Source organism: Kribbella sp. CA-245084 (assembly GCF_050942355.1).
Classification (GTDB): domain Bacteria; phylum Actinomycetota; class Actinomycetes; order Propionibacteriales; family Kribbellaceae; genus Kribbella.
The window spans coordinates 1,425,476-1,439,593 of the sequence record NZ_CP192053.1; the positions used below are offsets into that span (position 1 = coordinate 1,425,476).

The following is a 14,118-nucleotide window of genomic DNA, read 5'->3' on the forward strand; positions in this document are numbered from 1 at the left end:
AGTCAGGTGGGGTTTCGAGGGGGGCAGTGTCGTGGTGCATTACGTGGTACGCCGGGTCGCGTCCGCGATCAGCGTGGTCGCGGTGACCCTGGTCGCGACGTTCGCGCTGTTCTTCATCGCGCCGACCGACCCCGCCGCCGCGATCTGCGGTGAGCGCAAGTGCCCGCAGTCGCGGTACAACGAGATCAGGGCGAACCTGCACCTCGACGAGCCGAAGGTCCAGCAGTTCAGCCGGTACGCGCAGGGCATCGTGGTCGGCCGCGACTTCGAGACGTCCGGCGTCGTCCAGCACTGCTCGGCGCCCTGCCTGGGCTTCTCCTTCAAGAACGACCGCCCGGTGACCGGCACGTTGATGTCCCGGCTGCCGGTGACCGCCTCGCTGGTCCTCGGGTACGGCATCCTCGTGCTGACGATCGGCGTGTCGGCCGGCGCGATGGCGGCCAGACGACGCGGTACGTCGGGGGACCGGCTGATGATGAGCGGCACGCTGCTGATCAGCTCGGTGCCGTACTACATCGTCGGTCTGATGGCGGCGCTCTACCTGACGATCCTCTACCCGATCCTGCCCCGGAGCGGATGGGTGTCGCCGCTCGAGAGTCCGTGGCACTGGTTCACCGGCCTGGTGGCGCCGTGGGTGATCCTGAGCTTGTACGGGTGCACCGACTACGCCCGCTACTCCCGCGGGTCGATGGTGGAGACGCTGAACGAGGACTTCATCCGGACCGCTCGCGCCAAGGGCCTGTCGGACCGGGCCGTCACCTACAAGCACGCGCTCCGGGCCGGGCTGATCCCGGTCGTCACGATCTTCGGCCTCGACCTGGCCGCCAGCCTGTCCGGGGCGATCTTCACCGAGAAGATCTTCGACCTGCCGGGGCTCGGCGTACTGGCGCTGGACGCCGTCAGCGACTACGACCTGCCGGTGATCATGGGCACGGTGCTGCTCGGCTCCGTGCTGCTGGTCGCGATGAACCTGATCGTCGACCTCGCCTACAGCGTCATCGATCCCCGCGTCCGGCTGCAGTAGCGGATCAGCGGCCGGCCGACGTGTACGGCAGCAGGGCCATCTCGCGGCGTCGACCGCCTCGGAGCAATAGCGGTCAGCCTGGTCGAGCGGGCCTGGTGGTCGACCAGGCGCCGGCTGGATCCGGACCTGTCCGCGCTTGATCCGTCAGCGGCTACCGGTGAAGGAGATGCCGCCGACGATGTGACGCTGCGCCAGGAAGAAGATCGCGATGCAGGGCGCGATCACGACGATCGTCGTCGCCATCAGCAGCGTCGTGTCGGTGGAGTTGACGGAGGAGAAGCCGGCCAGAGCCAGTGGCAGCGTCTTCCAGGTGGTGGTGGTGACGTAGATCGCGGGCGTGAGGAAGTTGTTCCAGGAGCTCATGAACTGCAGCACAGCCGCGGCGACCACGACCGGCTGGGACAGCGGCAGGTAGATCGACCACCAGGTGCGGAACCAGCCCGCTCCGTCGATCCGCGCCGCGTCCGTGAGCGCGTCGGGCAACCGCAGGTAGAACTGGCGGAACAGGAAGATGAAGAACGGCGACCCGAACAGCGCGGGCAGGATGATCGGGTACAGCGTGTCCATCATGTGCAGCATCCGGAACAGGATGAACTGCGGCACGATCGTCACCTCGCCAGGCAGCAGCATGGTTGCTAATACGAGCGCGAACACGGCAGCGGCACCGCGAGCGGGGATCCGCGCGAAGGCGAAGCCGGCCAGCGAAGAGACCAGTACGGTGCCGACGACCGGGATGACGGTCGACAGGACCGAGTTGCCGAGGTAGCGCCAGAACGGGAAAGAGGCCAGACCGTCGACGTAGTTGGCGAACCGCCACTGGATCGGCCAGAGGCTGATGCCGGCCGCGGCGACCCCCTGGTTGGTGCGCAGCGAGGTGGCGACCATCCAGAGGAAGGGATAGGCGAACACGAAGGAGCCCACCAGGAGACTCAGGAACGCCAGCACCCGCTCGGGGCGAGGGAGTTCGCGAGGTACCTGCCGGCGTCGGGCTTCGGGGCGGTCACGGCGTTCGAACACGATTCTCCTTCGTCGGTCGCTCCGACTCGTAGAACACCCAGAAGGCGCTGCCGCGGAACACCAGAGCGGTCAGGATCAGGATCATTACCAGCAGGATCCAGGCCAGCGCCGAGGCGTAGCCCAACTGGAAGAACTGGAACGCGTTCTTGTACAGGTAGAGAACCAGGAACAGCAGCGAGTTGTTCGGGCCACCACCGGCCTGGGTGACGATGTAGCCCTGGGTGAACACCTGCATCGCGCCGATCAGCCCGGTGACGACGTTGAAGAAGATGACCGGACTGATCTGCGGCAGCGTGATGTTCCAGAACCGTTGCCACCGGCCGGTTCCGTCCAGTTCGGCGGCCTCGTACAGCTCTGCCGGGACGTCCTGGAGGCCGGCCAGGTAGATGATCATGTTGCCGCCGACGGTCCACAGGCTCATCAGCACCACCGCGGGCAATGACCAGAACGTGGAGTTGAACCAGGCCGGGCCGTGGAGGCCTACCGACTCCAGCACGCCGTTGAGCAGGCCGTAGCGCGGGTTGAACACCCAAAGGAACAGGATTGTCTGGGCCACGCCGGTGACCAGACTGGGCAGATACCAGACCGTCCGGAAGAAGTGGATCCCCCGCACCTTGGTGTTCATCAGCAGAGCGACTGCCAGCGAGAGCGCGGTCGACAGCGGCACGCTGAGTACGGCGTACAGCAGGGTCACTTTGATCGCCTGGCCGAGCAGCGGGTCGGTCGCGGCCTTCCGGTAGTTGCCGAGCCCGGCGAACGTGGCCGGGTCGAGCAGGTTCCAGTGGAACAACGACAGACCCAGCGAGAACGCCATCGGACCAGCGGTGAAGAGCAGGAAGCCGACTGCCCAGGGCGAGATGAAGATCCAGAACGCGGCGGTGGACCGGTCGATCCACCGCCGCGCCATGGCGAGCCACAGGCCACCCAGGAACACCCCGTAGAAGGCCGCGACCAGCAGGACGAATACCGCGATCGGCCGAAGACCCTCGGCCAGCCCGAGCCGGCCGAGGAGGTCCTCGAGGTTGGAGAGCGGATCCATGCGCTGGTCAGCTCGTGGTCAGACCGGCGGGGCATTTCTGCTGCAGATCCGACAACACCTTCGCCGGATCCTCGTGGCCCGCGCCGATCGCGGTCCGCGAGCCCAGGGCGTCGCCGATCGCGCCGGTGATCTGGCCGTAGTTCTTCACCGACGCGCCCAGCCGGGACTGGCCTGCGGCGGTCTCGAAGGCCTTCAGATTCAGGCTCGGCGCCGCGGCCTCGAAGCTCTTCAGCCCCGAGTCGGTGACGGGTACGCCGAGCGAGGAGGCCTTCGACGTCAGCAGGCTCTGCGCGCGGTCGTCCGTACTCATGAACGCCGTGAACTTCCGCGCGGCGTCCAGTTTGCTGTCCCGGATCGACTTCGACAACGACAGTCCGTTCACCTCGAGCTGGGAGCCCTTGCCGGGGACGGGGACGAGCTGGAACTCGCCGCTCTTCAGCCCCGCGAGCTTGGCGATGTCCCAGGGGCCGAAGTCGGGCTGCATGGCCAGCCGGCCGACGCTGAGCCAATAGAACATGTCCTGGCCCTGGGCATCGAGTGTGGTCGGAGCGAAGCCGTCCTTCGCCTGCGCTTGCATCAGCAGCTTCGCGGTGGCCAGCGCCGCGGGAGTGTCGAGCGTGCAGGACTGGCCGTCGGCGGTGAAGAAGTCGCCGCCCTCGGCGACCAGCCAACCGTTGAACCACAGCGGCGCGGAACCGTAGGTCTTGCTCTTCCCGCTACCGGCCGTGAGCCGCTTCGCGGTGGCCACGAACTGGTCGACGGTCATCGGCTCACTGAGCGACGGAGGCTGAACTGCCGACTTCTTGAACAACTGCAGGTTGACTGCCATCACCTTCGGCTTGATCACGAACGGTACGGCGTAGTACTGGTCGCCGACCTTCATGCCGTCGGGAATATTGGCGGCGTAGTACTTCGACGGGTCGACCTGGGCGGGTTGGAAGGCGGACTGGAAGTTCGCGAGCTGGGTGTTGGACGTCTGCGCGACGTCAGGTGCCTGGCCGCCGGCGATGGAGGTGGTGAGCTTCTGCTCGTAGTCGCTCTGGATCCAGTTGTCCTCGACCTTGATCGTCGGATTGGCCTGCTGGAACGCGTCGATCATCGCGGCGAGCGTCTTGGCTTCCTCGTTGCTGCCCCAGTGTGCGAACTTCAGCGTCACTTGGTCCGACGAGCCGCCGCTCGAGCTGGAGCAGGCGACGAGCGTCAGTGCGAGGCCGGCCGCGGCGAGGGCGGCGAGCATCCGGGTCTTCTTCATGGGTCCACCTTCGGGTCGGGGATTTCAGCGGCTGAGCTTGACGGTGGCGCCGGGGGCGACCATGACGACGTGGGGCGGTCCGTCGTCGAAGGAAGCCGCCCAGCGCAACGGTGCCGAGTCAGGTGTTGTCGTCAGTTCGGTGTGCTTCCGGCCGTCGTGCCGGATGGTCAGCACGGCAGCGCCGATCGGTATGTCGCGGACCTCCACCCACTCGCCGGCCGGTAGGTGCGATCGGGTCGAGACCGTCCCGTCGCGGTCGATGTCGAGGCCGGTCAGGCCGGCGACCAGATGGGAGACGATCGTGAAAGGGATCTCCGGGTACTCCCAGCCGGAGTCGATCAGGCGGCGGATCCAGTAGAGCGCGTCGTCGTCGAAGCCGTGCGCGAAGAATGCCTCAGGCAAGTAGCTCGTCGACTCCAGGAACTGGGGCGGATGCTTGCGCACCCACTCGGCGAGCTTGGTCAGGTGCCGGTGTACCCGGTCGGCCGGGAGCGGCATCTGCTTGACCATGGGGAACCAGGAGGCCTCGGAGGCGAGACCGTCGATCCGGCCGGTTACGGTCAGGCCGACCACATAGTTGCGTGCGGCATCGTCCCACCAGCTGTCGTCGAACTGCGCGAGTACCTTGGCCGCTTCTGTGCCTGCGCGATCGGCCAGGTCGGTGACGCCTTCGCTGATCGCCTGCAGGGCAGCCCATTGCGCGGCGACTCCGTCCGCCGCGATTTGCATCGCGGGCAGTCCGGAATGCTCGTTGTATGTCGGTGTCCCGGCGAAGATGTCGACCGTCTCCTGCTCGCCCGCCAGGCCGTTGCCCTGAACGTCGTGCAGCGGAATGAAGTCTTCGATCAGGTGCCGGTAGTAGGCGGTCAGGACGGGATCACTCAGGTAGCGGTCATCGCCCGTCCAGCGGTGCAGGTCGAGGGCCTTCTGGGCGATCTCGAACGGGGCCGGCGTCTCGCGCACGAAGTCGGTGTCCGAGCGGTAGTCGATGGCGGCCGGCCTGCCGTCGAAGGTGAACGCCCAGAGCGGGTAGTACCGCCGGGCGGCGGTCGCGGAGGCTGCGAAGTGCCGCAGCATCGTGAAATTCTCCTCGTCCAGGCCGAGCAGATGTGCCCCCAGCGCTTGGTGCGCGACGTCGCGCGCATAGAACATCGGCCGGTCGAGCAGACCTGCGTGATAGCTCGGAATCGCGCCGGGATCGCCGGTGCGAACCGTCCGCAGGGCGACTTGTTCGGCCCATCGGAAGCCGCGATCGAGATCGTCCATCGAGGACGAGAACTCCAGTGTCGAGGTGCGCTTCATCGGCCCTCCTTCGTATCGCCACACAGCGGCTCGGGGCAGGAGACAGTGGCCGTGGACCTGGCCAGGTCCACGGCGGCATCGGCGGCTCGGTGCCGCAGGGCAGTGTCCGGTCGCCGCTGGCTCGTGCGGCGGCGTCCGGTGTGTCGACAGGAGGAGCCGGCCGGGTCTCGACGAGAGCTCTCTCAGGAAGTAAGCTAAGCGCTTAACTCCTTGTGCGCAAGGGCTGGGGGTGACCGAGTGGCAGCGAATAGGATGGAGCCGGCCAAGGTTCCGATCCGGATGGGGAGACCATGTCGACGATGCAGGACGTCGCCGATCGGGCGGGGGTGTCGATCGCCAGCGTCTCGTACGTCGTCAACGGGACGAAGCCGGTCGCGCCGGCCACCAGGGCCCGGATCGAGGCGGCGATGGCCGAGCTCAACTTCCAGCGCAACCGGGCCGCACGCGCCCTAGCGATCCGGCGGACGCAGAGTCTCGCGCTCGTCTTCCCGGCGCTCGACCGGCGGCTGGGGACGACCTCGATCGAGTTCCTGACCGGAGCGGCGCGGACCGCGAACGAGTGTGACTACCACCTGACGCTGTGGCCGGTCAGCAACGACGCGAGTGAGTTGACCGATCTCGTCTCGGTCGGTGTCGTCGACGGCGTCCTACTGATGGAGGTGTTGCTGGACGATCCCCGGGTGGCCGCGTTGCAGAAGTCGAAGACGCCGTTCGTGATGATCGGCCGGACCGCCGAACCGGACGGACTGCCGTACGTCGACATCGACTTCGACGCCACCGTGGCGGGCGCGCTCGATCACCTCGAATCCCTCGGCCACCGACACATCGCGCTGGTCGAGGAAAGTCATGCGAACAAGGACTTCCTCGCCTACGGCCCGCAGGTTCGCACCGACGCCGCCTTCGCCCGACTCGTCGAGGCGCGCGGCCTGAGCTCGGTCACCGTCGGCTGCGGCCAGACGGCCGCCGCGGGAGCGGCCGTCACCCGTCAACTTCTCGCAGACCATCCCGATATCACCGCAGTCATGGTTCGCAACGAGCAGGCGACCCTCGGGGTCATGTTGGGAGTCCGTCAGGCCGGCCTGCGCGTTCCGGAGGACGTCTCGGTCCTGTCCCTGACGACCACGACGGAGATCTCGACGATGTCCGAACCCGCTCTCACGATCATGCGCTCGCCAGGCGACGAACTCGGCCGGCTCGGTGTCAAGATGCTGGTCGATCACCTCGACCGCGGCCTCGACACTCCACCGCAGCTGATTCCTTGCACCCTGTACCGCGCGGGGTCGACGGGCGAGGTTCGCTGAGATCTCCCAGTTCGGTTGCCGGGGAAGCGGCGTACGGCGGACCGACTTGGGGAGACCGGAAGCACTGGGAGCGCCGAGCACGCGTGACAGGCCGCGGGCGGCGGCCCGGATCAACGGATCAGGGTGAGTGGGTCGTACTGGCCGTACAGAACGACTGTGGACACGGCGGCCGCGACCCAGTCGTAGGCGCCGTACGCGGGAGCCGCGACAGAGAGGCTGCTCTCCTCGATCGCAGCTGCTGATTACGTATCCGTCCCGCTGGATGGCCGCGAGCGGGCGCCGGAGTTGCTCACCGTCGGCGACCGTGTGCCGGGTGAACCGCTGCAGCGGGCCGGCGATCACGCTCTCCTGCAACTCCCGGTCGGCGTGGGTCAGCAACACCAGGCCCACGCCGGTCGCATGCAAGGGTTGCCGGCCACCGACCCGGGTGAACACGTGCACCGCACCGCGGCCGGAGATGCGCTCCAGGAACACGGCATCGGCACGGTCGAGTACGGCGAGCTGCGCATGTTGCCGGGTTGCCTCGAAGAATCCTCGAGGAACGGCATCGCGAGTTCACGCAGCCCGAGGCCGCGCGGAGCCAGCGCTGCGAGCTCCCACAACCACAGGCCGATCCGGTAGCGGCCGTCCTCGTCCCGCTCGAGCGCACCGCCCTGCAGCAGTTCGTGGAGGAGCCAGTGGGCGGTGGTGGGCGGCAGCCCCGAGCGACGGCTGATCTCCGACAGGGTCTGGGACGGCGTGCGATGACTGAAGGTGCGCAACACCGCCAGTAGTCGCGAGCTCACACTTGCCGTCATCCCGGCAGTACGGCCCGCCTTCCACTCACTGGAAACCGTTCGCTTCCGGTCAGCGGACGGTCAGCGGAAAGGAAGAGCGGACGGTCAGCGGCTGGGTCAGCGGCCGGCCGATGTGTACGGCAGTAGGGCCATCTCGCGGGCGTTCTTGATCGCGCGGGCGACCTGCTTCTGCTGCTGCACCGACAGGCCGGTGACCCGGCGGGAGCGGATCTTGCCGCGGTCGGAGATGAATTTCCGCAGTAGCGCGGTGTCCTTGTAGTCGATATAGGTGATGCCGTCGCGGTCCAGCGGGTTCTGCTTCGGCTTGCGCTTACCGGTCGGGGCCGGGCGTCGGGCCATGGCGGCACTCCTTCTTGAATGTCGTTTTCAACTAGCGTAACGCAAGCGTCCATGAGTGGCGCGTTTCGGCCAGGGCATGGATTCGCCACCCCGGTAGCGGCGGTCCCGGCTTGGTGGCTGTTATACCGTCGACTCTTATGGAGCGGAATCTCACAGCCGATCAGCTCGCGCTCTTCGAGAAGGAGTTCGCGTCGAACCCGCAGTACCGGGTGATGCAGAACGCCGTCACGCAGACGCCGATCAACAGCATTGCCCTCGACCGTCAGGTCGTCACGTCGATCGACCATTCGGTGTCGAATCTTCTCGACGACTGGAAGGTGACGAACCAGAAGAAGAGCGGCCGGTGCTGGATGTTCGCCGGGCTGAACCTGCTCCGGGTCGGCGCGGCCGGGAAGCTCGGGGTCAAGGACTTCGAGTTCTCGCAGAACTACGTGCTGTTCTGGGACAAGTTCGAGCGGGCCAACTTCTTCCTCGAGGCGATGATCGAGACCGCCGACCGGGACGCCGACGACCGGACGGTGGCGCACCTGCTGTCCGACCCGATCAGCGACGGCGGCCAATGGAACATGTTCATCGCGATCGTCCGCAAGCACGGCCTGGTGCCGAAGGCGGCGATGCCGGAGACCGAGAGCTCGTCCGCGACCGGCCAGCTGAACGACGCGCTGCGCAAGCTGCTGCGTCAGGGCGCGCGCGACCTGCGGGCGCTGGAGGGTGACGAGGCCCGCCGCGAGCGCAAGCGCGAGATCCTGACCACCGTGCACCGGGTGCTGAGCATCCACCTCGGGACGCCGCCGCAGAAGTTCCTGTGGCAGTGGAAGGACTCCGACAAGGGCTTCCACCGCGACGGCTGGACCACGCCGACCGAGTTCGCGGCGGCGTACGTGCAGCTGCCGGTCGACGACTACGTCTGCCTGGTGCACGACCCGCGGGCGACCAGCCCGGTCGGCAAGACCTTCACCGTCGACTATCTCGGCAACGTCATCGACGCCCCGCCGGTGGTCTACCTGAACGTCGAGATCGACCTGATGAAGCAGCTCACTCAGGACGCGATCGTCAGCGGCGAGCCGGTCTGGTTCGGTTGCGACGTCGGCAAGCAGATGAACTCCGACCTCGGCTTCTGGGACGCCAAGCTGTACGACTACGGCTCGGTCTACGACACCGAGTTCACGCTGGACAAGGCCGAGCGGCTGGTGCACCACGAGACGCTGATGACGCACGCGATGCTGTTCACCGGCGTCGACCTGGTCGACGGCAAGCCGCGCCGCTGGCGCGTCGAGAACAGCTGGGGCGACGAGAAGGCCGACAGCGGCTTCTGGACCATGAACGACTCCTGGTTCGGCGAACACGTCTTCGAAATCGCCGTCCGCCGCTCCTCCCTCCCCGCCGACCTCCAGGCCCGCCTGGACGACGAGCCGATCGTCCTACCGGCCTGGGACCCAATGGGCGCCCTCGCCGACTAACCAACCACTTAATAAACGGACCCCGGCCCCCGGCCGGGGTCCGTTCTACGTTCAGTACCTCTCGGGCGGCCCGCCGACCAAGCACCCCACCGCGGCCGCAGCCACTGCGGCATGACGACGCAGCTCATCGCTGTCCCGCGTCACGACGTACAAACACCACCCGACCCCAGCCGGCGTCAGCTCCCACAGCCCACAGCTGTTCACACTCAACGCGATCCCCGCATGCTTCACATCTGCCTGCAGTTCGAGCTCAGGGACATCAGGCCAGCGATCCAGGCTCCACTCGACCATGGCGGCTTCGGCGTTCGGGATGGTGCGGATGTCGAACAGTGCGAGTGGCACATCGACGAGGTTCACCTCCGTCGGCACCGGAGGCAGCTTCGCCAGAGCGGTGCGGGCGGCCGTGTCGGACGGACCGATGGACAGCCAGGCTTTGCCCTCGCCGTCGTTGACCCCGAGGCCGTCGGCAGTACGGCGATGGTCGTGGGCGGGGAGGTATGGGCTGAGGGCGTCGATCACGTCCCGAGTGGCGTGCAGCTCGACCGAGCGCCGGCCAGGGCCGTCCAGTAAGCCGATGGCTGTGTGGGAGTCGGTGCGGACGGCCAGCTCTACTTCGACGGTGGTTCGGTTTCCGGCGTACGTCAGCAGGCGGTCGACGATGCCCAGGGCTGTGGTCAGGTCGGTGCCGGTGGCGATCGGGTGGTACGCCTGGTTACTCATCAACAGGTTCGGTGAGGGCTGTTCGGAGGAGGGTGGTGGTTTCGGTGGGGTGTTCCAGGAGGGGGAGGTGGCCTGCCCAGGGGAGGTCGATGCGTTCTGAGGTGGGGAGGCGGTCGGCCAGGTAGTCGGCGCTGTCGGTGAAGAAGCGGAAGTCGTGGGCGCCGGTGACGAGCCAGACGGGGGCGGTGATCCGCTCGGGCTCGACCGGCCATTCCTCGTTGTCGACGTCGCCGGCGGCCAGTTGGACGTCGTACGCGTGCTGCTGCATGGTGCGGAGGAGGTCGCGGGCCTCGGCGCTCGCGTCGGGGCCGATCCAGCGGTTCACGGTGAGCTCGGTGGCGCCCGCTACATCGCCGGCGTCGATCAGGGCGTTCTCCTCGGCCCACAGCGCGCGCAGCGCCTCGTCGGGCTCGACGTTGTCGGTCGGCGCGCACAGGAGGACCACGCGGGCGAACCGCTCCGGCTCCCGGCTCGCCACCTGCTGTACGACGTACCCGCCGTACGACGCTCCGACGGCAGACACCGCGCCAGCGCCGACCTCGTCCAGCACCGCGAGCACATCACCGGCATCGGAGTACTTCGCTCCGGCCTCGAGCGGCGTCTCGCCGTACCCACGCAGGTCGAGTGTGATCACCCGGTGGTCGTCGCGGAGGTCTTCCACCAGGGCGGACCACATGCGGGCATCGGCGACCCCCGCGTGCACGAGCAGGACCGTCGGCCCGTCGCCGACCACGGTGTAAGAGATAGTCATGGTCGAACCATCGCCGGTCGGACCGGCTTCCAGCAAACCGATTAGCGCATGCGGATGACGGTGAAGTCTTCGGCGTAGTGGTTCGGCGGGAAGCCGGCCCTTGCGGCGACCTCGGCGAAGTGCGTGCGGATTCCGTTGAGCAGGGCGTCGGGGTCGCGGTGCTGGCTGGTGTGGGACATCAGCGCGGCCAGCTTCTGGTCGAAGGTGTCGGTGATGTCGACGTGGTGGTTGATGTCCGGGTGGTCCATCATCCACAGCTCGTCGACGTCCCAGGCCTCCTCGGCCAGATCCGTGTACGCATAGGGGTTGCCGGCCGCCGGGTAGAACGCCCGTACGGCGGCCTCGGCCGCGGCCAGGTGGTCCGGATGCGAGACCTGCAGGCGGGACCACACGCGCTCCGGCGACTGCGTGAGCAGGCGCTGCGGACGGACCGTGCGGATCACCCGGCTGATGTCGCGGACCAGCTCGAACGTCGGCTCGACCGCGCCGTCGGCGTACCCGAGGAAGTGCAGGTCGTGGACCCCGACGTGTTCCGCGGCGGCCGTCTGCTCGGCCCGTCGTACGGCGGGAATCTCGGCGCGATCGCGGTCCGGCTCGAAGCCGCCGGCCTGACCGTCCGTGACGACGCAGTAGTGCACGTCGATCCCGGCCTTGGTCCACAACGCGACCGTCCCGGCGCCGCCGAAGTCGATGTCGTCGGGGTGCGCGACGACCACCAGAACCCGCTCGATTTCACTGTCCGGCCGCGGATTCGCCTCAGGCACTGTCACGCCAAGACCCTAACCGTTTGCCCGGCCGGGCACAGTTGAATTCATGGAGTTCGGCGGCACGTGCGATCCACAGGACGCCGGCCTCGATCCTGCTGGGCTTACACAAGCGATTGAGTTGATCGAGGCCCGCGGTGCGATCGCCCAGCTGTGTGTCGTGCGCGACGGCCGGGTGGTTGTGGATCGCTCCTTCGGGTGTGCACCGAACGCGTTGTTCTGGCTCTTCTCCGCGAGCAAGCCGTACCTCGCGGTCGTGATCCACCAGCTCGTCGAGGCCGGCCGGCTGCACCTGGACGACGCGGTCGCGGCGTACTGGCCGGAGTTCGGCGAGAACGGGAAGCGCGAGATCACCGTCCGTCATGTCCTGCGGCACCGGTCCGGCGTGACGAACGCCGGCTCGTACGTCGGTGAGGCCCGCGTGATGACCGACTGGAACCGTTCGCTCCGTCGGATCGAGGAGGCCAAGCCTCGCTGGCCGATCGGCACCGTCGCGTACAGTCCGCTCGCCTTCGGCTTCATCCTGAGCGAGGTCGCGCGGCGCTGCAGCGGCGTCCCGATCCACGAGCTGGTACGACGGTTCGTCCTGGAACCGCTCGGCGTCGCCGACACGCACCTCGGGCTGCCCCCCGACCTGTGGGAGCGACATGTACCGGTCCGTGCCGCAGGTCCGCTCGGACCGTTCATCCAGTCCGTGGTGAATCGGCGCAGCACGCGCGAGGCCCTCGTACCGGCCGCCGGAATGTCGACGACGGCGCGGGACCTGGTGACCTTCTACCAGGCGTTGCTCGGCGGAGCGCTGCTGCGGCCGGACACGCTCGCGGTGGCGTGTGAGCCGAGCAGCGAGGGTGATATCGACAGGACCGCGCGGGCGCCGATTCGTTGGTCGCAAGGGTTCCAGCTCGGCGGTCCGCGGTGGATCGAGGGCGCGTCGACGTCGCTCGGCTCGCTGAGCAGTCCGCGGACCTTCGGTCACAACGGGAGCAACTGCTGTATCGGGTGGGCCGACCCGGATCGCCAGATCACCTACGCGTACCTGACCAACCGGGTCGGCCGTCCCACCGCCGACCAAGCCCACCACGCCGCCGTCGCCGACAAGGTCCTAGAGGCTGCTGAATAGGCGCAGGCTAGGCGAGCGCGGGGACCGCGAGCCGCTCGCTGATCACGTGATCGACGAGCCCGTACGACTTGGCGCCCTCCGCGGTCAGCACGTGGTCGCGATCGGTGTCGTGGCGTAGTTGCTCGATCGTCTGCCCGGTGTGCCGCGCGAGGATCGTCTCGACCTGGCTGCGAACCCGCACCACCTCGTCGGCCTGCAGGATCAGGTCCGGGATCGTCCCCCGGCCGCTCGCCGCCGGCTGGTGCAGCACGACCCGCGCATGCGGCAGTACGGCGCGACGCCCGGCCGCACCGCCGGCCAGCAGGACCGCCCCGGCCGAGATCGCCTGGCCCACGCAGAACGTCGCGACCGGCGACTGGATGTACTGCATGGTGTCGTAGATCGCGAGCATCGCGGTCATGTCGCCGCCCTCGCAGTTGATGTACAGGTTGATCTCCTGCTCCGGCTTGTCGACCTCGAGGTGCAGGAGCTGTGCGATCAGCGCGTTCGCGACGCCGGCGTCGATCGCCGTACCGAGGTAGATGATGCGCTCGCTGAGCAGGTGCGAGTAGACGTCCATGATCCGCTCGCCCCGCGGGTGCTGCGCGATGACGTTCGGGATCGTGTAGCTGCTCATGCCGCCACCTCCTTCTTCTTGGGCATGACCTGGTCGAACGACTCGACGACGTGGTCGATGAAGCCGTACTCGCGGGCCTCGTCGGCGGTGTACCAGTGGTCGTGCAGCGAGTCCTCATGCACGGTCTCGAACGGCTGGCCGGTGTCGTCGGCGATCAGTCCGAGCACAGTGTCGCGGATGTGCCGCAGGTCGTTGGCCTGGATCTCGATCTCCACGGCGGAGCCGCCGATCCCGGCCGAGCCCTGGTGCATCAGCACGCGGGCGTGCCGGAGGGCGTAGCGCTTGCCCGGCGTACCGGCCGACAGCAGGAACTGGCCCGCGCTGCAGGCCAGCCCGATCGCGAGGGTCGACACGTCGCACGGCACCATCCGCATCACGTCGCGGATCGCGAGCATCGACGGCACCGAGCCGCCGGGCGAGTGGATCCAGAACGCGATGTCTGTGTCCGGGTCCTCGGCCGCGAGCGTCATGATCTGGGTGGCCAGCAAGGTCCCGATGTCGTCGTCGAGGACCCGGTCCAGGACGACGATCCGCTGCCCGAGCAGCCGCTGCCGAGCCGTCTCGTTGAACATCGGCGGTTTCATGTCTTCTGCCATGTCATCCACCCTGACGCGGG

Annotated in this window: 14 protein-coding genes and 2 pseudogenes; 4 read left to right on the plus strand and 12 right to left on the minus strand. The window is 67.6% G+C overall.

Features of this window, described 5'->3' with window-relative positions; genetic code table 11:
* Positions 1-31: 31 nt before the first annotated feature.
* Entirely contained in the window at positions 32-1,024 is a 993-nt protein-coding gene (locus ACQPYH_RS07040; protein ID WP_432888234.1) for an ABC transporter permease, read from the plus strand.
* Positions 1,025-1,168: 144 nt separating this feature from the next.
* Here the strand turns inward: ACQPYH_RS07040 and ACQPYH_RS07045 are convergent, their stop codons facing one another.
* The 4 genes from ACQPYH_RS07045 to ACQPYH_RS07060 are packed head-to-tail and all read right to left on the minus strand — an operon-like array spanning position 1,169 to position 5,634.
* Entirely contained in the window at positions 1,169-2,041 is an 873-nt protein-coding gene (locus ACQPYH_RS07045; RefSeq protein ID WP_432888236.1) for a carbohydrate ABC transporter permease, read from the minus strand.
* Positions 2,025-3,080: a carbohydrate ABC transporter permease gene (locus ACQPYH_RS07050; RefSeq protein WP_432888238.1), complete on the minus strand. Its 1,056-nt coding sequence runs from the start codon at positions 3,078-3,080 to the stop codon at positions 2,025-2,027. The genes ACQPYH_RS07045 and ACQPYH_RS07050 overlap by 17 nt, the downstream gene beginning before the upstream one ends.
* 7 nt (positions 3,081-3,087) lie before the next feature.
* A complete protein-coding gene (locus ACQPYH_RS07055; protein WP_432888240.1) occupies positions 3,088-4,332 on the minus strand; it encodes an extracellular solute-binding protein in 1,245 nt (414 codons plus the stop codon).
* Positions 4,333-4,356: 24 nt separating this feature from the next.
* Complete coding sequence (locus tag ACQPYH_RS07060; protein WP_432888242.1) at positions 4,357-5,634, minus strand: hypothetical protein; 1,278 nt, start codon at positions 5,632-5,634, stop codon at positions 4,357-4,359.
* A gap of 290 nt (positions 5,635-5,924) precedes the next feature.
* On the opposite strand from ACQPYH_RS07060, the gene ACQPYH_RS07065 reads away from it, so the two are divergent.
* Positions 5,925-6,935, plus strand: coding sequence for a LacI family DNA-binding transcriptional regulator (locus tag ACQPYH_RS07065; RefSeq protein WP_432888244.1), 1,011 nt, complete (start codon positions 5,925-5,927; stop codon positions 6,933-6,935).
* Positions 6,936-7,229: 294 nt separating this feature from the next.
* Here the strand turns inward: ACQPYH_RS07065 and ACQPYH_RS07070 are convergent.
* From ACQPYH_RS07070 to rpsR, 3 genes and pseudogenes are all read right to left on the minus strand, one after another.
* Positions 7,230-7,409 (minus strand): annotated as a pseudogene (locus ACQPYH_RS07070) (IclR family transcriptional regulator domain-containing protein); the annotation flags it as partial.
* Between the two features lie 215 nt (positions 7,410-7,624).
* A pseudogene (locus ACQPYH_RS07075) lies at positions 7,625-7,732 on the minus strand (helix-turn-helix domain-containing protein); the annotation flags it as partial.
* Positions 7,733-7,828: 96 nt separating this feature from the next.
* Positions 7,829-8,071 carry a 30S ribosomal protein S18 gene (gene rpsR / locus ACQPYH_RS07080; RefSeq protein WP_130443954.1) on the minus strand — a complete coding sequence of 81 codons (243 nt, stop codon included), beginning with the start codon at positions 8,069-8,071 and terminating at the stop codon, positions 7,829-7,831.
* A 137-nt stretch (positions 8,072-8,208) separates the two neighbouring features.
* Between rpsR and ACQPYH_RS07085 the strand changes: the two genes are divergently transcribed.
* Positions 8,209-9,531, plus strand: a complete 1,323-nt coding sequence (locus tag ACQPYH_RS07085) for an aminopeptidase C (RefSeq protein ID WP_432888246.1) — start codon at positions 8,209-8,211, stop codon at positions 9,529-9,531.
* A 51-nt stretch (positions 9,532-9,582) separates the two neighbouring features.
* On the opposite strand, the gene ACQPYH_RS07090 is transcribed toward ACQPYH_RS07085, so the two are convergent.
* From ACQPYH_RS07090 to ACQPYH_RS07100, 3 genes are read right to left on the minus strand one after another with little or no spacing between them, the layout of a single operon-like run.
* Complete coding sequence (locus ACQPYH_RS07090) at positions 9,583-10,251, minus strand: hypothetical protein (RefSeq protein WP_432888247.1); 669 nt, start codon at positions 10,249-10,251, stop codon at positions 9,583-9,585.
* On the minus strand, positions 10,244-11,002 hold the full coding sequence (locus ACQPYH_RS07095) for an alpha/beta fold hydrolase (protein WP_432888249.1): 759 nt from the start codon (positions 11,000-11,002) through the stop codon (positions 10,244-10,246). The genes ACQPYH_RS07090 and ACQPYH_RS07095 overlap by 8 nt, the downstream gene beginning before the upstream one ends.
* A gap of 41 nt (positions 11,003-11,043) precedes the next feature.
* Positions 11,044-11,772 carry a PIG-L deacetylase family protein gene (locus ACQPYH_RS07100; protein WP_432888251.1) on the minus strand — a complete coding sequence of 243 codons (729 nt, stop codon included), beginning with the start codon at positions 11,770-11,772 and terminating at the stop codon, positions 11,044-11,046.
* 43 nt (positions 11,773-11,815) lie between these two features.
* Here ACQPYH_RS07100 and ACQPYH_RS07105 point away from each other — a divergent pair, with 43 nt between their 5' ends.
* Entirely contained in the window at positions 11,816-12,886 is a 1,071-nt protein-coding gene (locus tag ACQPYH_RS07105) for a serine hydrolase domain-containing protein (RefSeq protein WP_432888253.1), read from the plus strand.
* A 7-nt stretch (positions 12,887-12,893) separates the two neighbouring features.
* Here ACQPYH_RS07105 and ACQPYH_RS07110 read toward each other — a convergent pair whose 3' ends face one another.
* Complete coding sequence (locus tag ACQPYH_RS07110) at positions 12,894-13,502, minus strand: ClpP family protease (RefSeq protein ID WP_432888255.1); 609 nt, start codon at positions 13,500-13,502, stop codon at positions 12,894-12,896.
* Positions 13,499-14,098 (minus strand): ClpP family protease, encoded by a 600-nt coding sequence (locus tag ACQPYH_RS07115; protein WP_432888257.1) that lies wholly within the window; start codon positions 14,096-14,098, stop codon positions 13,499-13,501. Before ACQPYH_RS07115 ends, ACQPYH_RS07110 begins: the two co-directional genes overlap by 4 nt.
* Positions 14,099-14,118: the final 20 nt, after the last annotated feature.